The sequence below is a fragment of the Pseudomonas sp. NBRC 111138 genome, from assembly GCF_001320835.1.
Classification (GTDB): Bacteria; Pseudomonadota; Gammaproteobacteria; order Pseudomonadales; family Pseudomonadaceae; genus Aquipseudomonas; species Aquipseudomonas paracarnis.
This window is the reverse complement of record NZ_BCBO01000084.1, coordinates 14,466-37,663: the sequence shown is the minus strand read 5'-3', so window position 1 is coordinate 37,663 and position 23,198 is coordinate 14,466. Positions and strand designations below refer to the sequence as shown.

Annotated in this window: 23 protein-coding genes and 1 pseudogene; 12 read left to right on the top strand and 12 right to left on the bottom strand. The window is 59.2% G+C overall.

Features of this window, described 5'->3' with window-relative positions; all coding sequences use genetic code 11:
* The 3 genes from APH41_RS16440 to APH41_RS16430 form a co-directional block, all read right to left on the bottom strand.
* Positions 1-1,968 (bottom strand): DUF6531 domain-containing protein (locus APH41_RS16440; protein ID WP_371262627.1); only part of this gene is annotated, 1,968 nt, incomplete at its 3' end.
* 222 nt (positions 1,969-2,190) lie between these two features.
* Complete coding sequence (locus APH41_RS16435; protein ID WP_054920166.1) at positions 2,191-3,660, bottom strand: methyl-accepting chemotaxis protein; 1,470 nt, start codon at positions 3,658-3,660, stop codon at positions 2,191-2,193.
* Between the two features lie 96 nt (positions 3,661-3,756).
* Positions 3,757-4,563: a TatD family hydrolase gene (locus APH41_RS16430; protein ID WP_054897912.1), complete on the bottom strand. Its 807-nt coding sequence runs from the start codon at positions 4,561-4,563 to the stop codon at positions 3,757-3,759.
* Between the two features lie 236 nt (positions 4,564-4,799).
* Between APH41_RS16430 and APH41_RS16425 the strand changes: the two genes are divergently transcribed.
* The 3 genes from APH41_RS16425 (at position 4,800) to APH41_RS16415 (ending at position 7,328) form a co-directional block, all read left to right on the top strand.
* Positions 4,800-6,221 (top strand): transglycosylase SLT domain-containing protein, encoded by a 1,422-nt coding sequence (locus tag APH41_RS16425; protein ID WP_034126720.1) that lies wholly within the window; start codon positions 4,800-4,802, stop codon positions 6,219-6,221.
* Between the two features lie 104 nt (positions 6,222-6,325).
* Positions 6,326-6,760: a DoxX family protein gene (locus tag APH41_RS16420; RefSeq protein WP_003189852.1), complete on the top strand. Its 435-nt coding sequence runs from the start codon at positions 6,326-6,328 to the stop codon at positions 6,758-6,760.
* 259 nt (positions 6,761-7,019) lie between these two features.
* Positions 7,020-7,328: a hypothetical protein gene (locus tag APH41_RS16415; protein WP_034126721.1), complete on the top strand. Its 309-nt coding sequence runs from the start codon at positions 7,020-7,022 to the stop codon at positions 7,326-7,328.
* Here APH41_RS16415 and APH41_RS16410 read toward each other — a convergent pair.
* From APH41_RS16410 to APH41_RS16400, 3 genes are read right to left on the bottom strand one after another with little or no spacing between them, the layout of a single operon-like run.
* Complete coding sequence (locus APH41_RS16410; protein WP_054920164.1) at positions 7,315-9,075, bottom strand: Gldg family protein; 1,761 nt, start codon at positions 9,073-9,075, stop codon at positions 7,315-7,317. The two genes, APH41_RS16415 and APH41_RS16410, sit on opposite strands and share 14 nt — an antisense overlap.
* Positions 9,076-9,091: 16 nt before the next feature.
* Entirely contained in the window at positions 9,092-9,817 is a 726-nt protein-coding gene (locus APH41_RS16405; RefSeq protein ID WP_054920162.1) for an ABC transporter permease, read from the bottom strand.
* The gene (locus APH41_RS16400) at positions 9,814-10,740 is read right to left on the bottom strand and encodes an ABC transporter ATP-binding protein (RefSeq protein WP_054920161.1); all 927 of its coding nucleotides are present in this window, start codon (positions 10,738-10,740) and stop codon (positions 9,814-9,816) included. The genes APH41_RS16405 and APH41_RS16400 overlap by 4 nt, the downstream gene beginning before the upstream one ends.
* Positions 10,741-10,980: 240 nt before the next feature.
* Here APH41_RS16400 and APH41_RS16395 point away from each other — a divergent pair, with 240 nt between their 5' ends.
* Positions 10,981-12,021, top strand: a complete 1,041-nt coding sequence (locus APH41_RS16395) for a hypothetical protein (protein ID WP_054897906.1) — start codon at positions 10,981-10,983, stop codon at positions 12,019-12,021.
* Positions 12,022-12,147: 126 nt separating this feature from the next.
* The gene (greB, locus tag APH41_RS16390; RefSeq protein ID WP_054897905.1) at positions 12,148-12,627 is read left to right on the top strand and encodes a transcription elongation factor GreB; all 480 of its coding nucleotides are present in this window, start codon (positions 12,148-12,150) and stop codon (positions 12,625-12,627) included.
* 37 nt (positions 12,628-12,664) lie between these two features.
* On the opposite strand, the gene APH41_RS16385 is transcribed toward greB, so the two are convergent.
* Both APH41_RS16385 and APH41_RS16380 read right to left on the bottom strand, forming a co-directional pair.
* Positions 12,665-15,175 carry an ABC transporter permease gene (locus tag APH41_RS16385; RefSeq protein WP_054920160.1) on the bottom strand — a complete coding sequence of 837 codons (2,511 nt, stop codon included), beginning with the start codon at positions 15,173-15,175 and terminating at the stop codon, positions 12,665-12,667.
* Positions 15,175-15,858, bottom strand: a complete 684-nt coding sequence (locus APH41_RS16380; protein WP_003189864.1) for an ABC transporter ATP-binding protein — start codon at positions 15,856-15,858, stop codon at positions 15,175-15,177. The genes APH41_RS16385 and APH41_RS16380 overlap by 1 nt, the downstream gene beginning before the upstream one ends.
* A gap of 10 nt (positions 15,859-15,868) precedes the next feature.
* Between APH41_RS16380 and APH41_RS16375 the strand changes: the two genes are divergently transcribed.
* The 3 genes from APH41_RS16375 (at position 15,869) to APH41_RS16365 (ending at position 17,870) form a co-directional block, all read left to right on the top strand.
* Positions 15,869-16,474 (top strand): arylesterase, encoded by a 606-nt coding sequence (locus APH41_RS16375; protein WP_054920159.1) that lies wholly within the window; start codon positions 15,869-15,871, stop codon positions 16,472-16,474.
* Between the two features lie 58 nt (positions 16,475-16,532).
* Entirely contained in the window at positions 16,533-16,826 is a 294-nt protein-coding gene (locus APH41_RS16370; protein WP_003189866.1) for a hypothetical protein, read from the top strand.
* 78 nt (positions 16,827-16,904) lie between these two features.
* A complete protein-coding gene (locus APH41_RS16365; protein WP_003189867.1) occupies positions 16,905-17,870 on the top strand; it encodes a L,D-transpeptidase family protein in 966 nt (321 codons plus the stop codon).
* Here the strand turns inward: APH41_RS16365 and APH41_RS29425 are convergent.
* Together APH41_RS29425 and oprI are read right to left on the bottom strand one after the other, a co-directional pair.
* Positions 17,866-17,952: pseudogene (locus APH41_RS29425) on the bottom strand (outer membrane lipoprotein carrier protein LolA); the annotation flags it as partial. The gene APH41_RS16365 and the pseudogene APH41_RS29425 overlap by 5 nt on opposite strands.
* Before the next feature lie 90 nt (positions 17,953-18,042).
* Positions 18,043-18,294, bottom strand: coding sequence for an outer membrane lipoprotei OprI (gene oprI / locus APH41_RS16360; RefSeq protein ID WP_003172710.1), 252 nt, complete (start codon positions 18,292-18,294; stop codon positions 18,043-18,045).
* A 612-nt stretch (positions 18,295-18,906) separates the two neighbouring features.
* On the opposite strand from oprI, the gene APH41_RS16355 reads away from it, so the two are divergent.
* A complete protein-coding gene (locus APH41_RS16355; protein ID WP_003189869.1) occupies positions 18,907-19,188 on the top strand; it encodes a GNAT family N-acetyltransferase in 282 nt (93 codons plus the stop codon).
* A 69-nt stretch (positions 19,189-19,257) separates the two neighbouring features.
* Here APH41_RS16355 and APH41_RS16350 read toward each other — a convergent pair whose 3' ends face one another.
* Entirely contained in the window at positions 19,258-20,334 is a 1,077-nt protein-coding gene (locus APH41_RS16350; protein WP_003189871.1) for a 3-deoxy-7-phosphoheptulonate synthase, read from the bottom strand.
* Between the two features lie 145 nt (positions 20,335-20,479).
* On the bottom strand, positions 20,480-20,899 hold the full coding sequence (locus tag APH41_RS16345; RefSeq protein WP_054920158.1) for a hypothetical protein: 420 nt from the start codon (positions 20,897-20,899) through the stop codon (positions 20,480-20,482).
* Here APH41_RS16345 and APH41_RS16340 point away from each other — a divergent pair.
* Genes APH41_RS16340 through APH41_RS16330 form a run of 3 tightly spaced genes read left to right on the top strand, consistent with a single transcriptional unit; the run spans position 20,898 to position 23,176 of the window.
* Positions 20,898-21,284 carry a hypothetical protein gene (locus APH41_RS16340; RefSeq protein WP_054920157.1) on the top strand — a complete coding sequence of 129 codons (387 nt, stop codon included), beginning with the start codon at positions 20,898-20,900 and terminating at the stop codon, positions 21,282-21,284. The genes APH41_RS16345 and APH41_RS16340 overlap by 2 nt on opposite strands.
* Positions 21,281-22,243: a putative 2-dehydropantoate 2-reductase gene (locus APH41_RS16335; RefSeq protein ID WP_014717662.1), complete on the top strand. Its 963-nt coding sequence runs from the start codon at positions 21,281-21,283 to the stop codon at positions 22,241-22,243. Before APH41_RS16340 ends, APH41_RS16335 begins: the two co-directional genes overlap by 4 nt.
* A 15-nt stretch (positions 22,244-22,258) precedes the next feature.
* Positions 22,259-23,176, top strand: a complete 918-nt coding sequence (locus APH41_RS16330; protein ID WP_034126732.1) for a 5'-nucleotidase — start codon at positions 22,259-22,261, stop codon at positions 23,174-23,176.
* Positions 23,177-23,198 lie beyond the last annotated feature (22 nt).

Here is a 23,198-nt window from a genome sequence, read left to right as displayed (position 1 = left end):
AACGCAGCGCGCCGCCTTGCCCGCGTGTTCCCATTCCCAATAGAAACTCGCGCCTCCGGCCAACTGCCGCTCGAGAATGACGTGCTGATCGTCGTACCGATAACGCTCGCTTTCACCGACGGCATTGGTCGCACACACCAGTCGGCCAGCTTCGTCATAGGCGTAGGAAACGATGTTCTGCTCGGTTTCCCAAACGTAGGGCTCACGCCCTTTGGCGCGATGCACCTGGTAGTCCACCGCGACAATGCGATCCAGCTCATAACGCAACAGCAACGAGCGCCCCGCGCCGTTATCCAGCCGTTCAATCCGCCCAGAACGATCCCGGCAAAGGCGCAGCCGGTTGTCATACGCATCGCTGATGGTTGTCAGCACACCGTCGCGGAAGTGGTAGAAACGCGAGGCTTGGGCCAGCACCAGTTCATCAGGCGAGGCTCCCAAATAGATCGCCGCTTCGGCCAGGCTATTGGTGATCGCAGGCCGAGAAACGGTGGGCAAGGGCAGGGTAGTCGAGCGGTTCTCATGGTCGGTCCACACCACCGAATCGCCCGACACCACCAGCCGATGAGCCAGCCCATGACTCCAGCCAAACCCCAACCCACACTCGACTTCCACCGCACTGGTGCGGTACAACCGCGTCCACTCAAACGGCAAGATCCCATCCAGCGCGCCGTCGGTAAGGGTCAGCAATTCCTCGCCGGTGACCATCGACACCGGGCAACCGTGGGTGACGGTTTTATCCGCTGGCGCCGCCGCATCCCCCTTCGGGTTCGACGCCACAGCCGGCACATCATCGACAGGCTCCTGACGAACCAACGTGGTGCGCTGGGTCTTGCCGCGCACCATCGACACCGGGTTCGAAACCAGCGTGTCGCCTGCCTTCAACGGCACCACTGGCACCGCCTTGACCGGCGTCGCCGCACTGCTCAGCAACACCGGCTTTGCGGCCTCCACATGGGGCTCCAGCCGAGGCCCCGCCACCTGCTTGGCCAGCAATTCCAACAACGCCCGCGCCCGCCCGGACTTGACGCCACTAAGCATCTGAGCACCCAGGCGCAGCTGCACCCCAATGCCTCGCGTGGCCCAGATCAGCAGCAAGTTGATCAGCACTTCGCCGGTGATTTCACCCAGCAGTTCATATATGTCGGGCGGCGGCAGCATGCGTATCCAGGCCACCAGTGCCGATAGATAGATGAACAACAGCGGCTCATCACTGAGTACCAGCAACCCCTTGGACAGCGTGTCTTTGCCCAGCTTGAGCAGCGCATTCAGCTCGGCCTCGGACAGGTATTTCAGCAACGTTTCGCTGTTGGTCTTGAGGTTGGCGAGCAGGTCGTACAGCTCGGTGATGTTGTCCCACAGGTTATAAAGCGCGTTGCCCAGCCCGGCAGCAAAGGCCACGCCCTGTAAGGCACTGCGCTTGTAAGCCGGCGCTTTGGCAAAGTCTGCCCATCGAGGCTTGAAGTGCTCGGCCCATGCCGTGCGCAAATCCGTTTCCAGCCCGGCGATCACAGACTCATAGGACGCATACAGCGCCTGGACGTGAACCTTGGAAACAGTGGGATAAAAGGTGATTTCGTACTGTTGGTCGCGGCTACAGTCGCTGACTTCAAGAATGCCGCTGGGGCCAATGGTCCGATGCAGTGGCGCGCCTACCGGGCTGCCGTCCTGTGCAACGGCTTGCAGCCTCACGGGCGTGTTGCCGATAGGCACGAACTGCGTGCTTTCGAACAGATGCACCAGCGTCAGCCCACCCTGGGCTTTGCATTGAGCGACGGTGCGGCTGGGTTTGTCGGAAGAGATCGGCGCGACCAGTGCGACGTCTTCCCCAACCTTGAACACCTGCTCCACGCTAAGTGCCGAACCACTTAAAAAGCTGTCGGTCCACTTATCAAAGGTATTCAGGCAGGTGCGGAAGTCCGCGAATACGCGCTCAACCTTCGGCGCTTCGGGATCCATCGGCACCAGCATCAGGTTGGCCAGCACCGAGATCAAGAGACAGTCCCATTCATCAGGGCTCTAACGAACACCAGCATCTGCAATCCCTCGCACTGTTTGATCAGGCGAGGGACTTTGCAGCGGTTGTCAGGTAAAAGAAGTCGGCGTTATGCGCGAAAATAGCGAGGAAATTTCGTCTTAACTTCAGTTAAACCGAGGCTTGGTCGTAGGAGTCGGATTACAGCTGGAACAGTCTTACAACTTCAACTGCCCAATCGCCTTGCTCAACTCCCCGGCCAACGTCGCCAGTTCATTGCTGGTAGTCGCCGATGCCACGGTTTGATGTACGGTGTTTTCGGTCACATCGCGAATGCTCACCACGGCGCGGTTCATCTCTTCGGCAACATGGCTTTGCTGCTCGGCGGCCACGGCGATCTGGGTGTTGCTTTCGCGCATCTGTGCCACGGCCCCGGTGATTTCAGCCAAGGCCACACCAGCTTCCTGGGCCTGCTGGACGCAGTCATCGGCCTTGAATGAGCTTTCCTGCATGAAGTCCACGGCGTCGCGGGTGCCGGCTTGCAGCGCCGAGACCATGCGAGTGATTTCGTCGGTGGAGCTTTGCACACGCTTGGCCAGGTTGCGCACTTCGTCGGCGACTACCGCGAAACCGCGACCCATTTCCCCGGCGCGGGCGGCTTCGATGGCGGCATTGAGGGCAAGCAGGTTGGTCTGTTCGGCGATGCTGTGGATCACACCGACCACGCCGTTGATTTTCTGGCTGTCTTCGGCCAGTTTCTGGATCATTTCGGCGGTCTGCTGTACCCCACTGGACAGCCCGGCGATCGAATGCTGTACCCGGGTGACCACTGCCTGGCCGCTGCCGGCGAGGGTGTCGGCGGACTGCGACAAGTCACGGGTGGCGCCCGCGTGCTGGGCGATGTGGTAGACGGTGGCGGTCATTTCGTTGATGGCGGTGGCGGCCTGGTCGGTTTCGCTTTGCTGGCCCAGCATGCCGTGTTGCACCTCGTTCATGCTGCTGGCCAGGCGTGCGGCGCCGTCGTCCAGTTGCCGGGCGGTGCGTGCCACGGTATTGACCACGCGCTGGTAACCGGCTTGCATGGCGTTGAAGGCGCTGGCCATCTGGCCGACTTCATCCTTGCAGGCCAACGGCACCCGCGCCGACAGGTCACCAGTTTTTTCAACGTGCAGCATTACATCCTTGAGGGTGTTGAGCTGACTGAGCAGGAAGCGGATCAACAACTGCGAGGCGCCGAGCATGGCCAGCATCAGGACTGCCACGGCAACGGCGTAATTGGCGAAGCGTTCACTGAACACCTGGCTCAGGCTCGGCGCGTAGGCGAGGACTGCGACCTGCTGGCCGTCGGCCCGGCTGATCACCTCGGCGCCGATCAGCGGGTTTTCACCGAACAACGGCATAGGGTTGAGTTCAGTCCAGCCGTTGGCAGTGTTCAGGGCGGGCAGGTCCTGGGGGATCTGGCCTTTGGAAAATGCGAGCCAGTGCTCACCAGTGGGCAAGGTTCTGTCGGCTGGCCAGGCGCTTAGCAAGCGTCCCTGAGCCTGGGCCGATGCCTGTGACGCCTGGCTACGCGCCTGTTGTTCCAGCTGTACCGCGTACAGCACCAGCAGCAGGGTGGTGATGAAGGCGACCGCATTGACGGCCCAGAATTTGTATTTGAGCGAGATATTGCTAAGCCAGGCACCCATGGAAGGTTTTCTCTGATAGCGGAAACGGTATTGGCAAGGTGCCATTATTGTGCCGCTATTCAGAACAGCGCTTTTGATATGGGTCAATGCGCCGCATCAATCGATGGCAGGCAAGCCGAAAAAGCGCCGGGCGCACGCGGTGCTGTGCAGCGCCAGGTCTTCCATTGTTTCGTTACGGTGCAAGGCCACTTCGCGCAGTACTTCGGGCAGGTAAGCCGGTTCATTGCGACCATTCTTCGGCTTGGGGCGCAGGGTGCGTGGTAGCAGATAGGGCGCATCGCTTTCCAGCATCAGACGGCCTCGGGGAATATCCCTGACCAGTGAATGCAGGTGGGTGCCACGGCGTTCGTCGCAGATCCAACCCGTGATGCCAATGTGCAAATCCAGGTCCAGGTAGCTGAACAGTGCTGCCTGTTCGCCAGTGAAGCAGTGCACCACGGCGGCTGGCAGGTGGTCGCGGTAGTCCTTGAGGATCTCCAGCAGACGCTGGTTGGCATCGCGCTCATGGAGAAACACCGGCAGTTGCAGCTCGACGGCCAGGGCGAGGTGTTCTTCGAGGACTTTTTCCTGCTGGGGGCGAGGGGAGAAGTCCCGGTTGAAATCCAGCCCGCATTCACCCACGGCGCGCACTCGGCTGTCGCCCAGCAAGCTGCGCAGGCGTTGGGCGCTGTCGCTGTTCCAGTCGCTGGCAGAGTGAGGGTGAATACCGGCGGTGCTGAACAGGCGCTGGCCGCTTTCGTCGAGCTTTACACACAGTTGCAGGGCCTGTTCGCTGCCCTCGACGCTGGTGCCGGTGAGTACCAATTGCTGCACGCCAGCGGCGTAAGCGCGTTCGAGAACGGCCGTGTGCCTCTCGTCGAAACTGGGGTTGGTCAGGTTGACGCCAATATCAATGAGTTGCATGGTGCTATCTCCGCCTGCGGCCGGAAAGCATATCAGAGCTGTAGATTGATAAGAAAAACCAAGAACTACAACGCGTTAACGCTGTCTTTGAACGTCGCAAGCGACATTGTGGTGGGCCGATTGCCTACCACCGTGGCGCCGTTGCACGCCTTGCCAGCGCATAAAGCGCTCTGTTTCTGACCACCAGCACGTCGTTATTCGCGAAGGTGCTGGCCAGTTTTCTTTTCGGAGAGCGGATGATCCGACCCTCGGCGTTGCTTATGTTGTGCCTGACGTTGCTGCTGCCCATGGCGGCGGTCGCACGTCTGGATGGGCCGCTGCAAGTGGCCAAGCCCGGCAAGGTCCGCGACCTCGCGCAAATTCGCTCCAGCCGCACTCTGCGCGTATTGGTCAACCAGAGCCGCAACAGTTCCGGTGAAGTGCAGGGCCAGGCCATCGGTGTCGAATACCATCGGTTGCGTGCCTTCGAGCAGTACCTCAATGGCCATGCCCGTGATGGGCAGGCCATCAATCTCAAGATCATCCCCAAGGCCAAGGACCAGTTACTCGGCGCGCTGGCCCGTGGCGAGGGCGACCTGGTGGCGCCCGGTGAGTTGCTGGACGTGAAGGGCGTGCACAAGGTCAGCGCCAGCGACCCGATTGTCAGCGATGTGCCGTTGTGGCTGGTGGGCGTCAAGGGTGAACGACGCTTTACCAGGCTGGAGCAACTGTCAGGTCGCACGCTGACGCTGACCACGGGCAGTGCGGCGGCGGATGCCATCAGTCAGGTCAATCAAAAACTGGCTCTGCACAAGCGCCCCCCCGTGAAAGTCGAATGGGTTGACCCCAGCCTGGCGGTGGAAGACGTCCTGGAGATGGTGCAGGCCGGGATTTTTCACCTGACGATCGTGGAAAAACCCATTGCCCAACGCTGGTCGAAAATTCTGCCCAAGTTGCGCTTTGACAAGCAGGTGGTGATCAGCGAGCCGGGCGACGAGTTCTGGTTTGTGCGCCAGGATGCCTCGATGCTGCGCGCCAGCATTGATCGGTTTCTCAAGACCTATCACACGCCTTCCGACCAGGATGTGGCATTCCAGCGTATCTATCGACGCCTCTACCAGGTCCGTAACCCGTTGGCGCGGGCTGACCGCCAGCGCCTGGAAAAACTGCGCCCGGTCCTGCAAAAACATGCACGTGAGCAAGGTATGGACTGGCTGAACCTGGCGGCGTTGGCGTTCAAGGAGTCTTCCCTGGACCCAGGCGCACGCAACAGCGGCGGCCCTACCGGCCTGATGCAGATCACGCCGTCGGCGGCCCAACGGGTGGGGGTCAACAATATCGAGACGCTCGACAATAATGTGCAAGCGGGGGCACGTTACCTGGCGATGATCCGCCGCAAGTTTTTCGCCAGCCCCAAGCTCAATGAGCGTGAGCGCATGGCCTTTATGCTAGCGGCGTACAACATGGGGCCGGAGCGAGTACAGGGCATGCGCACCGAGGCCAAGCGTCGTGGGCTTAACCCCAATCAGTGGTTCTTCCAGGTTGAACGCATTGCCATGGAGCAGGTAGGGATGGGCGGCGTCAGCTATGTTAATAGCGTCAACAAGTATTATTTGGCGTTCGATCGGCAGCGGGAGTCCCTGGAGCCGCCCGCGGCTAAAATTGCATCGCGTAAATAATCGAATTTTTAGATGTTAATTAGGCAATATTTTGGCTTTTATCATTGTTTAAACTGATTAATATAGCGGCCAACCAACCCCTACCTGGAAAAGGATTTACCCCCATGAGCCCAATGATTACCCGTGTACTGTCCACTCGCGCCGGTTATGGCCTGACTATTCTGCGCATTTTCGTCGGCATCATCTTCGCTGCCCACGGTTCGCAAAAACTCTTCGGCTGGTTTGGCGGTGGTGGTCTGGCGGGCACCGCACAATGGATGGAAAGCATCGGCCTGGCGCCGGGCACGCTGATGGCGCTGCTGTCGGGCGGTACCGAGTTCTTCGCCGGCCTGGCCCTGATCATCGGTTTGTTGGTTCGCCCTGCCGCATTGGGCCTGACCTTCCTGACACTGGTGGCGATTTTCTCTGTACACATCCACAACGGGCTGTTCATGGCCAACAACGGTTATGAGTTCGCACTGGCGTTGCTCGGCGGCGCGTTGGCGGTGTTGTTGGAAGGTGCGGGCAAATTGTCTGTCGACCGCGCGATCACTCACTGATCGTTTAGCAAGCTGTACAGAAGGCCCGCTGATGCGGGCCTTTTCGTTGCCCGGGATTCTTGACACTGCCCCACCGGCTTCTCTAGGATGCTGCTCATGCGCCGATTTAAACAGCTAATTGCGGGGCGCCACTGGGACTCAATGCAGCCCGACAGAAGCACGCTTGCTCACGCAGGGCGTTCTTCGAAATACCGCTAAAGCGCTGGTTCGGTGTTGCCTCTCACCTGCCCGCAGACTTTTGAGGCAGAGACACGACACGATGAATGCACTACGCCCTCTCATACGCCTGGCCCCGATCACCGCGGACCTGACTCAACGCAATCCGAAAATCCTTCTGGGCGGTAAGCACCAGCCGACGCTGCTGCGTTATCTGGACGGCTGGCCACGCCGTTCCGGTCGACCTTCGGCGTTCCTGATCCAGTTTGTTGAAGACGGCGATTCCCTGGCCCGTTTTGCCAGCGATAGTTTCGACCTGGCAGTGATCCAGGCACCGAATGCCAGCAACGCCGTTGAGGTGATCCATCAACTGACACGCATTGCCCGCCAAGGCCTGATTACCCGTCGCTGAGCGACTGGTGATAGGCCGCCAACGTAGATGTTCGACGCCTTCGCTGGTATAGGAAAAGTACCCAGGCAATCAGGCACAGCAGCAGCGGTATTGTGGCGACCATCAGCCATTGCAGATATCGTTCGAAACGCAGCAGCGGGGCGTATGCCTGGGTCTTGAGCGCCTGCAACTCGATAGGCAATTGCAGGCGCTCTTTGTTGAGTGCCTGCAACTGGGTAGTGGTATCCACGGCTTGGGTCATGAGGCTGGTGTGGGGTGGGTTCAACCTGCGCCATGCTTGTTCTGTCTGCTCAAGTCGTCGCTCCATCGCAGTCGCACTTTTGCGATAAGCCTGTGCGGCTTCGTCGCGCATGTGTTCTAGCCTGCGCAGTGGTTGGCGCATCACACGGGATTGAATATTTCTGAGTGCCTCGGGCGCCGCCAGATTATCCAACGTGTTCAATACAAACTGCGCGTTGCCGTTGGGTAGGGCGTTGTTGAGCGTGTCCGCGAGCAAGTCCGTGTCGGCCACGATCACCATCTGGATCTGTTCTGCCCTCTGCAGCCCGGGCGGCTGGCCCTCCAGGCCGTCGGGAAACGCTGAATAAGCGGGCCCGTCAAGGCGGGCGGCGATGACATGGCGCTGTCCTGAAGTCGCTGATTCATCTATGAGTGAGTCGAACGTGGTAGCGGAAGCAAAGCGTTCTGCGTCCACCAATGCCGATTGGCGTGAGCTCAGCAGAAGCGGGGTCAACAGCGAGCGGCTTTTGGGGGCCAAGGAGAGCGCGCCGCTGCTCGATACGATGACCGAATGCAGTCCCCAGGTGCTGATATCCGACCTGGTCATTGCCTGCCTTGGCAGATGTAGCCTGGCCGGGTGCAGTACCGCGGGCATTCCGGTGTCGGGCGTTGCTGATGAGGCATAAAGATTATCGACCAGCAACTTGTCCGCAGGCATCTGGATACCCCATGCGGTCAGCAGCGAATCCAGCCTGGCGTTTGTGGATATGGCGTCGGCGCCTATCTCGCTCACCGGGTCGATGAACATCATCAGCTTGCCGCCTTTGAGTACCCATTGCTCAAGGGCATATAGGGCTCGACCAGATAGAGCGTGTGGCTGTACAACCATCAGTGTGTTCATGGAGGGCGGTACTTGGGTGATGTTCGCTGCCAATTCCACCACACTGAATTGCTCGCGCATCAACTCCAGTAACCCACCGGCCGATTTGTCCAAGGGCAGTCCCGACAGTAGGCCAACAGTGGGGCGATCAGGGTGCATCAACTTGTAGATCAGGTGGCTGATTTCATACTCGAGCAATGATTCATGCTCAGGGCTGAACGCTTGGATGCGTTGGGCGCCCTGGCCGGCACGCGTACCGATAAGGCCAAGGAATCCTTGTGTGTCATCAAGGCCAAACAAGCTGGCTTTATAGGCGTCCTCAGAGAACGGGGTGGGGTTGATAATATGTAAGTTGATCATGCCGTTGGCAGCTTTTTCGAATTCCTTGAGCAAGTCTTCCACGCGCCGGCCATAACGTTTCAATACCGGTTTTTTTTGCGGTGCATTGAGGGTGTTGAAGAAATATAAGTCCAGTTGGCTTTCAAGTGAAACGAGTAATTGCCGCGCCGATGGCGATAGGGTGTGGGTGTTTTCTTGGGAAAAGTCCCAACGGACAGTTGGTAGTTTGGGTACCCAGACTAAATTGAATGCCAGAAACAGTAGTGATATGACGATCAATGTCATACCCGCGCGAAAAGCGGATCCCATCAGTGGCGTTCCTATGTCAGCTGTTTCTGTAGTTGAGTGTGAGGGTGGTCGCAAACAGAAAAGCCAAGATCATGCTTATGAAGTACAGGCAGTCATGCAATGTCAACTTGCCGTTATCCATCGCGCTGAAGCGGGAAATCGGATCAAGGGATATCAAACTGTCGATAATCCATATGGGGGTCTGCTGTTCCAGTGCATCCAACATTGAAGATATCCCACTGGCGGCCAGCAACAAGCACAGCGTCAAGAGGGAAATCATAACGCGTTGGTTCGTCAGCACACAGGCAAAGCAACCTACAGAGAGATAGCTTCCCGCCAATAACCAACTGGCGAAGAACTGTGATGCGATAACGGTATTGTCGGGGGTGCCAAGGTAATTGACAGCCATCACCCAAGGGAAATTAAGCATCAAAGCGATGCCACAGACGATCCATGCCGCCATAAACTTTCCAACCACTCGCTGCGTCGGAGTGACGGGTAAGGATTTCAATGTGTCGCAAAAGCCGGTATTGGATTCGTCTGACCATAACTGCGTCGATAAAATCGGTACCAGTAGCAGATAGAGCCAAGGATGCAGTTCGAAGAACGCCTGCAAATCGCTGCTGTTTTGTTCCAGCCAGTGATGGCTGTGCAACCCCAGCGTCGCACCCAGCACGAGAAAAACCGCCACACTCAGATAAGTGCTCGGTGACGAGGCAAAGCTGGCGAGTTGTCGTTTGAAAATGATGGCTAGCAGTCTCAAGGATTTACCTCATGGCTCAGATGGTGAACGACATCGTTCAGGCGACCCGGCTCCAGATTCATTGACGTTATGTTCCAGCCACGGTGGGTGATGAGCGCGTTGATTGAAGGGAAGATGGAGTGCCCGGGCATGGCCAGAACAGTCACCTTGCCGGGGGCATGCCGGTCTTCTTCGATGCCTGCGACGCCAGGTAATACGGCAAGCGCCAGCAAATCCAGCGGGGTGTCCGCCGCCAGGGTCACCGCTTGGAAATGCCGGGAACTGCGTTGCAAATCCGGCAGTGAAGCGTCGGCCACCAGGCGGCCGTCGGCGATGACCAAGGCACGGGTGCAGGTATCCGCTAACTCTTGATAACGGCGGGAGGCGATGATGATCGTCATTTCCTCGGTCAGGGATTGGATGAGTGCCCTGAACTTGAGCCTTTGATCAGGGCATAGTCCCTCCGTAGGCTCATCCAGCAGAAGCAGGCTTGGGGAGTGCAGGAGTGCCTGGGCCATTGCGACTCTGCGCTTCAAGCCAAGTGGAAGCACATCGATCGGGCAGTTGAGCACGGGCAGCAGTTCCAGTCGCGTGACTACTTGCTCGACTCGACTGCGCTTTTCAACACCGCTCAAACCGCGAATAGCGGCAATAAAATTGAGCATATGCCTGACGGACATCCTGTGATGATTGAGGCCTTCCTGGAGTTGATAGCCAACGACTTTTTTGGCTTGGAGTGAATGGGTCTGGGTACTGAAGCCTTGGATAGTGATTTGTCCTGAAGTAGGTTTGATTGCCCCGGCAATCAAACTCAGCAGTGCTGTTTTTCCTGCACCACTCTCTCCCAGCAGGGCCACACACTCCTGGCGCTGGGCGCAGAAGGAGAGGTTGGTGATAACGCTTTTTTTGCCCAGCTGTTTTGTCAAGTTGCTTATCTCGATCATATTTTTACCGAATAAGTTTTGCAGGGCGTGTGAGAGGTGCCGGCCGTATGGGAGAGAGCTTTAAAAAGGGTACGTTCAATAAAGTGGCTTGGGAACGCGAGACGTAACTAATAAGAAGAATCCTACGTTCGGCTCGATAATTCGCTGAAACAATTGTTTTGTTTGGAAGACTTATTAAAGCTCGGATGTTTATCTGGTGTTTATATAAGGTTTTTTCTTTTGTAATGAGGCCTGATTGCCATGATGCTTCTACGTACTCTTGTTCTTGAACGTAACGACGAAGACGCGCCCGTTAACGGCGCGTTGCTGTGTGGGTTCGCTGTCACGCAAACCGGGTCCAACTTTCTCGTGTATAGCCTGGATGAGGAGACCGAACCCGGTCACTCCCGGGTCTATATCGCGGTATTACGTAAAAAGCTCGAACGCTATTTTCTGGGGGGGGTTGATTCAAAAGAGGACCTGCAATCAGCGATGCAGGTCTTCAAGCAGATCCTGATGATGGCGGCCGCGTCAGGTTCGAAGGCAAGCTCGATTGGCGACGCTGAGGTTCCCTTTCACTTTATTGACTTGAAGGGCTGCCGGCTGCCGCCTGCCAGGCCCGAGGATCATCACTCGGTGATCATCAAGAAGGCATTGGTCATGAAGGTGATCACCTTGGGTATGTCTGCGCCGGCGTTGCCTGCGATCGAAAGCAGCGCAGTGATCGTGCCGTCCATTCGCTTTTCGTCGCAAATGGTTGCGCCTCCCCGAAATCCGCGCGCACCCACGGCTGTGCCGCAGCCTGTGGATGAAGACACCTTTGAAGAGCCGGCGCAGTCGCTGGCCGCGATACCGCAGTTGCAGGTCAAGACCAGTGCGCCGCCTGTCCCGGATGAACAAAATGACAGTCAGTTTGAGCCAAACAACCTGCGGCTGGAGCCACCCGAGCCCGACCACTTGGACCCGCCTGCCCACCTGGAACATACCTCTTTGCTTGAAATGGACAGCGCGCTGAGCAATCTGGCCAAGGTCGCCCAAGAGTTGACGCAAAAAAAATGCGCCGTCCTCGAGAAAGAACAAATGCTTGAACAGTGGCAGGCGTCCCTGCAACAGCAGCAGAGCCAACTGGATGAAAAAGGCCGTGAACTTGAGCAGCGCCATACCTATTTGCAGAAGCAGGGGTTGGAGGTCAGTCAGAAAGCCGAAAAGCTGACAATGATGATGTTGCAGTTGTCCGGCATGCGCCAGCGCATGCAGGGCATGCTGCTTGAGTTGGATCAAGTCCTGGAGGGCCATGGGTGAGGTTACAGGGGGCGCCGGCCTGGATACTTTCCAGGGTTCATTTATCATCAGTCCCAGCCAGCCGCTGCCTGGGCATGATGCCCTGGCGTATCGGCATCATTAGACATTGCCTGGGGATGTGAGCGTTTGAGTACCAAGCTGATTACCAAAGAGGGTCATGAAGCGCTGAAAAAAGAGCTGGATTACCTATGGCGTGAAAAACGTCCGGATACCACGCGCAAAGTGACCTGGGCAGCCTCCCTGGGAGATCGCAGTGAAAACGCCGATTACCAGTACAACAAGAAGCTGCTGCGCGAGATCGACCGACGGGTGCGTTACCTGCGCAAACGCCTGGAAGACATGCGGGTGGTGGAGTACATGCCCGAGCAGGAGGGCAAGGTGTTTTTCGGCGCATGGGTCGAAATCGAAAACGAACAGGGCGAGGCCAAGCGTTTTCGCATCGTGGGTTATGACGAGATCTACGACCGTATGGATTACATCTCCATCGACTCACCCATGGCACGGGCCCTGCTGCGCAAGGAGGTGGATGACGAGGCAGTCGTACAGACCCCAGGCGGAGAGGTGTGCTGGTGGATCACCAAGATCGAATATGTAAAGCCGGCCTGATGGCACGTACCCTTGGCAGAGTACGCGCCATCGGGGGTCAGCTTTCGCGCAGAACGGTCAGCGGGCTGGCATTCAGTGCGCGGCGCGTGCCAAATACCCCGGCAGCGCCAATCAGCAAGGCACCGATTACGGGCAGCAGTAACAACCACGGGTGGGGATGCCACGCCAGGTCAAATGCATAGCGGTACAGCACCCAGGTCACCAGTTCGGTGCCCAGTGCCGCCAACAAGCCGCTGACGGCGCCCAGCAGGCCGAACTCAATGCGTCGGGCCTTGACCAGCAACTTACGCTCGGCACCCAAGGCGCGTAGCAATGCACCTTGGCGGATTCGTTCATCCAGGGTGGCCTGCAGGCCAGAGAACAAAACCGCCATGCCCGCCGCGAGGACAAACAACAGCACGTATTCGACTGCCAGCGTTACTTGGGCAAGGATGCTGCGCAACTGCTCCAGCAGGGCCTCGACCTGCAGGATAGTCACCGCCGGGAAGGCCCGTGAGAGGTCGACGATCTGTTGGTCATGGCCGGGAGCCAGATAGAAGCTTGTCAGGTAGGTCGCCGGCAGATCCTTCAAGGTGCCCGGTTGGAAAATCATGAAGAAGTTGGGCTGGAAGTTATCCCAGTTGATGGTGCGCAGGCTGGTGACCCGCGCTTCACGGTTTTCCCCGCCGATGGTGAACAACAGATGGTCGTTGAGCTTGAGCTTCAAGCTCTCGGCCACTTTGGCTTCCACCGACACGCCAGGAACCCCGTCAGTGGGTTGCGCCGACCACCAGGTACCTGCCGTCAGGACGTTACCCGCTGGCAGGTCGGCTGCCCAAGTCAGGCTCAGGTCACGTTGAGTGGCACGGTCGCCACTGGAGTCCTTGCTGACAATCTCCTGCACGGGTTCGCCATTGATGCTGATCAGGCGCCCTGGCACCACCGGGTAGAGCGGCGCTGCTTGTGCCTGGACGTCCAGCAGGCGGGCGCCAAAGGCGTCCTTGTCGGCTGGCAGGATATTCAGGGCGAAGTAGTTGGGCGCATCCTTGGGCAACTGGTTTTGCCAGGTGTCGAGCAATTCGCCCCGCAACAGCGCGATCAACCCCATGGACAACAGGATCAAGCCAAAGGCCAGGGATTGGCCCGCTGCCGCCAACGGGTGACGCAACAATTGGCCCAGGCCCAGGCGCCATGGCAGGGAGGCGCGAGCCAGTAACCGCCGCAGGCTCTGTAGCAACAACAGCAGCAAGCCACCCAGGAGCAGCGCAGCGACTACACCGCCGCCGAGTAATGCGAAGGTCAATACCAGGTCCAGGCTCAGGCGCCACATGATCAGGCCCAAGGCAAACAGTGCCGCGCCGTAGACCATCCAAGTACTTGAAGGAATAGGCAGCAAATCGCGGCGCAATACCCGCAGCGGCGGTACCCGGCCCAGTGCGGCCAGCGGTGGGAGGGCGAAGCCGGCGAGGGCGACCAGTCCGGTGCCGATCCCGGCAACAGCCGGCAGCAACCCGCCTGGCGGTACGTCGGCGGGCAACAGGTCGTGCAGGAAGTAGAACAAGCCAAATTGCGCCAGCCAGCCGAGCAGGACGCCGGCCAGGCTCGCCAGCAAGCCCAGCACGCTCAGTTGCAGGCTGAACAGCAGCATGGCTTCACGGCGCGACAGGCCCAGGCAGCGCAACAACGCGCTGGCATCGAAACGTCGACTGGCGAAGCGGTTGGCCGACAGCGCCACGGCCACGCCAGCCAGCAGCACGGCCACCAGGCTGGCCATGTTCAGGTAACGTTCGGCCTTGCCCAGCGCGCCGCCGATTTGCTGGTTGCCATCGCGGGAGTCCTGCAGCCGCTGGTTGGCAGCCAGGCCCGGTTTGACCAGGTCGCGATAGGTTTGCAGCGCAGTGCTGCCTTGTGGCGCACGCCATAGTTCGCGGTAGCTCACACGGCTGCCTGGCTGGACGACACCGGTGGCGTCCAGGTCCGCCAGGTTGATCATGACCCTGGGCGTGAGGCTGTAGAAGTTCCCGGCCCGGTCGGGCTCGTAGGTCAGGATGCGCGCCAGGCGCAGGGTCTTCATGCCGACATCGATGCTGTCGCCGATTTTCAGGCCCAGCGCCGTCAGCAATCGTGCTTCCACCCAGGCGTCACCGGGTTTGGGACCACCGCCAGGGGTTTGCGTACCGAATGGCTCGGTGCTGCTTTTAAGCTCGCCGCGCAAGGGGTACTGCTCGTTGACCGCCTTGATGCTGGAGAGCTGGATGCCATTATCGGTGGCGATAACGCTGGAGAACTCCACGATACGAGCGTGATCCAGGCCCAGTTCGGTCCCGGATTTGATTTGCTCGGGCCGGGCCGGCGAGCTGCCTTCGAGCACCAGGTCGGCGCCGAGGAATTCGGTGGCGCGCAGCAGCATGGCGCCGTTGAGGCGCGCACCAAAGTAGCCGATGGCGGTGCTTGCAGCCACGGCCACCAGCAGGGCAAAGAACAGCACGCGCAATTCGCCGGCGCGGGCATCGCGCAGTAACTGACGCATGGCAAGGCTGAACAGACGCAATAGCGGCAAACGTGCCATCAAGGCTCCAGGGGCGCGACCATCAGGCCGGCTTCAAGGCGGATCAGGCGTCGGCAACGGTGGGCCAGGCGCTCGTCGTGGGTGACCAGTACCAGGGTCGTACCGCTCTCTTTATTCAACTCGAACAGCAGATCGCTGATGCGCTCGCCAGTATGGCTGTCGAGGTTGCCGGTGGGCTCGTCGGCAAACAGCACGTCCGGTTCGGCGGCAAACGCGCGGGCTATCGCCACGCGTTGTTGTTCGCCACCGGACAGCTGACGGGGCGAGTGGGTCAGGCGCTGGCCCAGGCCTACGCGCTCCAGCAGGTGTTTGGCTCGCTCGCGGGCGTCCTGGCGACCGTCCAGCTCCAGCGGCAGCATCACGTTTTCCAGTGCATTCAAGCTGTCGAGCAATTGGAAGGATTGGAATACGAAGCCCACATGTTCGGCACGGATGCGTGCGCGCTGGTCTTCGTCGAGGGTGCTCAGGGCTTGCCCGGCCAGGGTGACTTCGCCGCTGCTAGGCAGGTCGAGGCCGGCCAGCAGGCCCAGTAGCGTGGATTTGCCGGAACCGGAGCTGCCGACGATAGCCAGGCTATCGCCCTTGTTCAGTTCCAGGCTCAGTTCGTGCAGGATAGTCAGTTCACCTTCCGCGCTGGGAACCACTTTGCTAAGGTTTCGCGCGGTGAGAATGCTTGCGCCCATGGAGAATCCGATGCGAGTGTGGTTTTTGAGTGCTGGCCTGGCCTTGATGTGCATGGCCCAGAACGCAGCGGCGGGTACAGTCCTGATCGTTGGCGATAGTATCAGTGCCGGTTTCGGCCTGGATACCCGCAAAGGGTGGGTCGCGTTGCTGGAGCAACGGCTCAAGCAGGAGGGTTTTGACGATAAAGTGGTCAATGCTTCCATCAGTGGCGACACCAGCGCGGGAGGCCTCGCGCGGCTGCCCGCGGCGCTTGCAACGCACAAACCGGACGTTGTGGTGATCGAGTTGGGTGGCAACGATGGCTTGCGCGGCCAGCCGCCTGCGCAATTGCAACAAAATCTTGCCTCGATGATCCAGCAGTCCCGGGACAGCGGCGCCAAGGTGCTGCTGTTGGGCATGCAGATTCCGCCCAATTACGGCAAGCGCTATGTCGAAGCCTTTGCCAAGGTATTCGGTGATGTGGCACAGAAAGAAAAGGTGCCGTTTGTGCCGTTTTTCCTCGAGGGCGTGGGTGGCCATCCGGAGTTGATGCAGGCTGACGGGCTACACCCGGCAGTCGGGGCGCAAGACAAGTTGCTGGAAAATGTCTGGCCAACGCTAAAACCGCTGTTATGACGCTTTTCTACCGGCAGGCTTTCGGCTAAGGTGGCGCCCCCCCGATTTGGAGCCCTCGATGTCGCGCCCTGCCTGGTCCCTGTTTAACTACCAACTGATCGAGCCGGACGAGCAGCTGGACCTGTTCGCCTGCCAGGAAGTGCGGGTGCATTTGGTGGCGCGTCAATTGGAACTGGGCGGCTCGATCGATCGCACGCTCTGCGGCACTCTATTGCCGGCACAGCCACGCTGGTCATCGGTCAACCGCTCGATTTTCCAAGACCAGCGACTCTGCCCGTTATGCCGGGCAATTCTCGAATCGCAAAAGCGCGGCACGCCTCCGATCTGGCCGGAGCTGCGCTTCGAGCTGTAAAACAGCTTGAAGCTTGGCACTGCGAAGCCGTATACAATCAATTTTTCCCCACCCGTCGTCTTGCGAAGGATTTTCCGGATGTTGTCGCGCCTTTCCGTCGTCACCTGCTGCCTGTCTCTTGCTGCGCTTTGTGCGGCGGGTTCGGCGGCGGCCTTGCAGTTGCCCTTGCCGCCGCCCGGTGAGGACATTGTTGGCCAGGTCCAAGTGATCAAGGCCAAGTACGAAGACACCTTTGCCGACCTTGGCACCACCTACGACCTGGGCTATTCGGAAATGGTTGCGGCCAACCCGGGTGTCGATGCCTGGTTGCCGGGGGCGGGCACCGAGATTGTGCTGCCGACACGCTTTATCCTGCCGCCCGGGCCGCGGGAAGGCATTGTGATCAACCTGGCGGAATACCGGCTCTACTACTATCCAAAAGGCCAAAACGTCGTCTATACCTTCCCCCTGGGCATTGGCCGGGAAGGCTGGGGTTCGCCGATCGCCCATACCAGTATCATCGCCAAGACGCCGAACCCGACCTGGACGCCACCGGCCTCGATCAAGGCCGAACACGCCGCCAACGGTGATCCGCTGCCCAACGTGGTGCCTGCCGGCCCGGACAATCCGCTGGGGCCCTTCAAGTTCACCCTGGGCACGCCGGGTTACCTGATTCACGGCTCCAACATGAAGTTTGGTATCGGCACGCGCACCAGCCACGGTTGCTTCCGCATGTTCAATAACAACGTGTTGGAAATGGCGGGCATGGTGCCGGTAGGCACGTCAGTGCGCATCATCAATGATGCGTACAAGTTCGGCAGCAGTGGTGGCAAGGTTTACCTTGAGGCTCACACGCCGTTGAACGATGACGGTACGCCCTCGGTGGTCGACAAGCACACCGCGGTCATCAATGCGTTGCTCAAGCGCGAAGACCTGTCCAATAACCTGCGGGTCAACTGGGACCAGGTGCGTGATGTGGTCGCCGCCGAGGATGGCTTGCCGACCGAAATTGGAGTGCCAGGCGCGGCGCCCGTGGCCTCAAGTACCCCAGCCGACCTGCTGTAGGAGCGAGCTTGCTCGCGAAAAACCTGAGGGCGCCGCTGACATTCAGGACGCCCGCGTTATCGTTGACCATCTTCGCGAGCAAGCGCGCTCCTACAGGTGGCGCGGGCCAAATCAAAGGCAAAAAAAAGCCGACCCATAAATGGATCGGCTTGATAACAACCCCGAAGGATTATTACTTGCGGCTTGCTTTTTCAAGCATGCGCAGAGCGCGCTCGTTAGCTTCGTCAGCAGTCTGTTGTGCTTTTTGAGCAGCAGCCAGAGCTTCATCAGCTTTACGGTAGGCTTCGTCTGCACGGGCCTGGGAGCGAGCTGCTGCGTCTTCAGTTGCAGTCAGACGAGCTTCGGTTTCTTTGGAGACGCTGCTGCAACCGGTAGCCAGAACTGCGGCCAGAGCCAGAGCAGAGAATTTCAGAACGTTGTTCATCGTGTTCCCCTTCAAGGACTTTCAATTTAATGGCTACTTTCTCAGAGTGAGCTAATAGCCGGCGTACATACTACCCATTACTTGTAGTAAGTAAACTGACGTTGCGCAAGAAGCAAAAAAAATTCTTGTGCTGAATCTATTTTGGCTAATCTTTTGGCGGTCTGTATGAAAACTGTCCAGATTTTTGCACCTCGACGAACATTGGATCCAGGCTGAAAGGGCCGGCCCGCATGTGTTAAGCCTTGTAAACAGATGAAATTTTATATAACGAAGCGGGGCACTTTGGTTGCGCTTGGCTTTACTGCGCAAGGCATCTTTCGCGCATCTAGAGGTGACTTTAAGTGCGCCAGTTCGTCTCAAGGTTCAACTGCCGGCAATGTTCAGGCTATCGGTCACCGGTTGATCGAGGCCCTTTCTATATCCACCAGCGGCAGGGGATGACGAGTGCGCCTTGAGCAATTTCAGGATTGGTGCCTACTATTCCCTATGTGCTGGTTGTGAGCGCTCACGGTTTTCTCGCTGTCGAAACCGGCACGGGGTGGCGTAGATGTTCCTTCGCCGGAAAAACATCGGTAAGGTAGGGTCGTTAATTCAGACCCGCGAGGAGTAGTGATGAGCGAGGCGTTGTCCATCCACCATGACCAGGCTGGTCATCAGTTCGAGACCAATGTGGACGGTCATCGTGCCTACCTGACCTACATGGACCTCGGGAAGCAGACCCTGGATATCTATCGCACCTTCGTGCCCAACGCACTGCGGGGGCGAGGCATTGCGGCTGCGTTGACCGAGGAAGCCTTGAAGTTTGCCGAAGAGGCTGGCTACACGGTGATCCCCTCATGCTCCTATGTCGAACGCTATATGGAGCGCCACCAGCGCCATGCTGCGAAGCTGTAACTGACCAGTTGCCAATAAAAAACGCCGGGCTTGGCCCGGCGTTTTTGTGTGCGCGAAACAGGTATTGGCTCAGGTGCGTTTGCGCTGGGGCAACACGTCCTTGAGTTTGGCATGCATGCTGCGCAGGGTGGTTTCAGTGGCCGACCAGTCGATGCAGGCATCGGTGATCGACACGCCGTATTGCAAATCGGCCAAGTCTTTTGGAATCGCCTGGCAACCCCAGTTCAAATGGCTCTCGACCATCAAGCCGATGATCGACTGGTTGCCCTCCAGGATCTGGTTGGCGACGTTCTCCATCACCAACGGCTGCAACGCCGGGTCTTTGTTGGAGTTGGCGTGGCTGCAGTCAACCATGATGTTTGGCTTGATCTTGGCCTTGTTCAGTGCCTGTTCGCACAATGCGACGCTGACCGAGTCATAGTTGGGCTTGCCATTGCCGCCACGCAGCACCACGTGACCGTAGGCGTTGCCCTTGGTCGTCACGATGGACACGCCGCCTTCCTGGTTGATACCCAGGAAACGGTGAGGGCTGGAGACCGATTGCAGCGCATTGATCGCCACGGTCAGGCCGCCGTCGGTGCCGTTCTTGAAGCCTACGGCCGAGGACAGGCCGGACGCCATTTCGCGGTGGGTCTGGGATTCGGTGGTACGTGCGCCGATGGCCGACCAGCTGATCAGGTCCTGCAGGTATTGCGGGGAGATCGGGTCGAGGGCTTCGGTTGCGGTGGGCAGGCCCATTTCAGCCAGGTCCAGCAGCAGCTTGCGACCGATGTGCAAGCCATCCTGGATTTTGAAGGAGTCGTCCAGGTATGGGTCGTTGATCAAGCCTTTCCAGCCGACGGTGGTACGCGGTTTCTCGAAATACACGCGCATGACCAGGTACAAGGTGTCGGACACCTCTGCCGCCAGCACCTTGAGGCGCTCGGCATATTCGTGGGCGGCCTTGAGGTCGTGGATAGAGCAGGGCCCGATCACCACGAACAGGCGGTGGTCGGTGCCGTCGAGAATGTCACGGATGACTTCGCGGCCCTTGGTGACGGTCTGCAGGGCAGCGTCGCTCAGGGGGATTTCGCGCTTGAGCTGATCGGGGGTGATCAGGGTCTCGTTGGATTCAACGTTAAGGTCATTGATCGGTAAATCAGCCATCGTGTTACTCGCCAGGGTCACGGGTGCCGGCCGCCAGCTATCCCCGTGCGGCGGGCACAGCATGATTTGAATGCAGGGGGGAGGAACCTTAGCGCGTAACACGGGCCCGCGACAATGGGCAAAGCCCGGTTTAATCCAGCGCTGGCTACACAATCGCCTCATGGGAGAACTCGTCAGCATGGCGCGACACCCAGTCACGGGCCATGGCTTCAAGTTGCGCAGGCGTTGGCTCGGCATCTTCGTGCAGGCGGCAGTAACGCTCGATCTGGCACACTTGCTCACCCATTCGCGCACCGAACAAGGCGTGTTCATCGGTAAAGCAAATACCGATGCGATAGCCCTGTTCGACTTTGCGGCACCAGGCGACATAGCCCGGATAACGGGCGCTGGGCCCCAGGGAAGGGATATGCAGATCAACCGCCGTGCCGGCGCGCCAGGCACGTGGCCAATTGCAGGCGACGCCGCCGCGGCCGATAGTGTGCAGGCGTTGGCGGGGCAGGGCGGGAGAGGGACGTTGGATCAACTCGACAGCGACATCATCAGGGTGAGGTAAAAAACGACCCATGTACACGGACTCCGAGCGCCGTCCAGTTGACGGCAATGGCAGCAGTATAGTGAAGGAACTGGAATTGACCGACCTGGATATTGACCAGCAATTGCTGGGATTGCCAGGTATTTCGCTGGTAGTGTTCACCAGTGTCGGTTGTGCCAGTTGCCGCTGGGCACGCCAGCAGTTGCCTGGCTGGCACTTGCCGGTGGACCGCGTGTGCTGGGTGGATGCCGGGCACAACGGCGGTGCGGTGGAACGCTACCAGATCTTTCATTTGCCGGCGTTGTTCTTGGTGTGCGAGGGTCAATTCCTTGGGCAATTACAGGCACGTCTTACAGCATCCCACCTCGCTGAATGCGTAAACCAGGCGCTCAATCGAATACCAGAGGATTTGCCATGACAGCAGTTGCAGCCCCGTCGCCACGCATTGGCATTATCGGTACCGGTGCCATTGGTGGTTACTACGGACTGATGCTGGCGCGTGCCGGCTTCGATGTGCATTTCCTGTTGCGCAGCGAATATGCCGCGGTGAGCAGGCATGGCCTGCACGTCAACAGTACGGTGCATGGGCAACTGCACCTGCATCCGGTGCAGGCCTATGCCAGCGCCGCCGACATGCCGCCGTGCGACTGGCTACTGGTGGGCACCAAGTCCACCGGCAATGTGGACTTGGCGCCAACCATCGCCCAGGTGGCGGCGCCGGACGCCAAAGTGGTGCTCTTGCAAAACGGCCTCGATGTGGAAGACAGCCTGCGTGAACACCTGCCGCCGTCGCTACATCTGTTGGGCGGCCTGTGCTACATCGGTGTGCACCGCTCGGCCCCCGGTGTGGTCGAGCATCAGGCGTTGGGCCGGGTCAACCTGGGCTATCACAGTGGCACGGCGGCCAACGACGAGGTGCAGCAACAGGCGATTGTCGAAGCCGGCGCCGGGCTGTTTCATCAAGCTGGCATCGAGTCCCAGGCCATGGCCAATGTGCATCTGGCGCGTTGGCACAAGCTGGTCTGGAACGTGCCGTTCAACGGCCTCTCTGTGTTGCTGGGCACGGGCACCACGGCCATGATGGCCGATGAGTCCAGCCGCGAGTTGATCCAGGCGCTGATGGCCGAGGTGGTGCAGGGCGCTCATGCCTGCGGGCATGAAATTCCTGCCAGTTACGCTGGGCAGATGTTCGCCATGACAGAAACCATGGACGACTACCTGCCCAGCATGTACCACGACCATCTGCACAAGCGGCCGCTGGAGCTGGCGGCCATCTACGCCCGCCCCTTGGCCGCTGCCAAAGCGGCCGGTTGCGAACTGCCACGCATGCAGGCGCTCTATCAGGCCTTGAGTTTTATTGATCGGCACAACCGCTGATTGGGGGGAACTACCATGGTGAAGGGATTGGCTGACAAACTGGTGCTGGCGATTTCCTCACGAGCGCTGTTCGACCTGAGTGACAGCCACAAGGTTTATCTGGCTGAAGGGGTCGAGGCTTACCGCAAATACCAGATCGAGCACGAGGAAGAAACCCTCGAGCCTGGCGATGCCTTCCCGCTGGTCAAGAAGCTGCTGAGCCTGAATGCCAGCCTGGGGCGTGCGCGGGTCGAGGTGGTGTTGGTGTCGCGCAACAGTGCCGATACCGGGCTGCGGGTGTTCAACTCGATCCAGCATTACGGCCTGGATATTTCCCGCGCCGCTTTCGTAGGCGGGCGTAGTCCCTATCCCTATTTGGCCGCCTTCGGTTGTCATCTGTTTCTCTCCACCCATGCTGAAGATGTGCGCAGTGCCCTCGATGCCGGGTTTGCGGCCGCGACGATTTTGTCCGGCGGCCCGCGCCGCGCTTCCAGCGAAGAGCTGCGCATCGCATTCGATGGCGATGCCGTGCTGTTCTCCGATGAGTCCGAGCGTGTCTACCAGGCCGGCGGGCTGGCAGCCTTCCAGGCCAGCGAGCGAGAGTCGGCGCGCCAGCCTTTGCACGGCGGTCCGTTCAAGGGCTTCCTGGCGGCACTGAACCTGTTGCAACGCGAGTTTGCCGATGAGGCCTGCCCGATCCGTACCGCGTTGGTCACCGCACGTTCGGCACCGTCCCATGAACGCGTGATCCGCACGTTGCGCGAGTGGGATATCCGCCTGGACGAGTCGCTGTTCCTCGGTGGCCTGGAAAAATCCGCGTTTCTGGAAGCCTTTGCCGCCGATGTGTTTTTCGATGACCAGGCCGGCCATTGCGAGAAAGCCAGGGAGGTAGTGGCCACCGGGCACGTGCCCCATGGCATCAGCAATGAGTTGAGAATCCAGACCGAGAGCTAGCTGCTAAGCTCATTCAATTCCC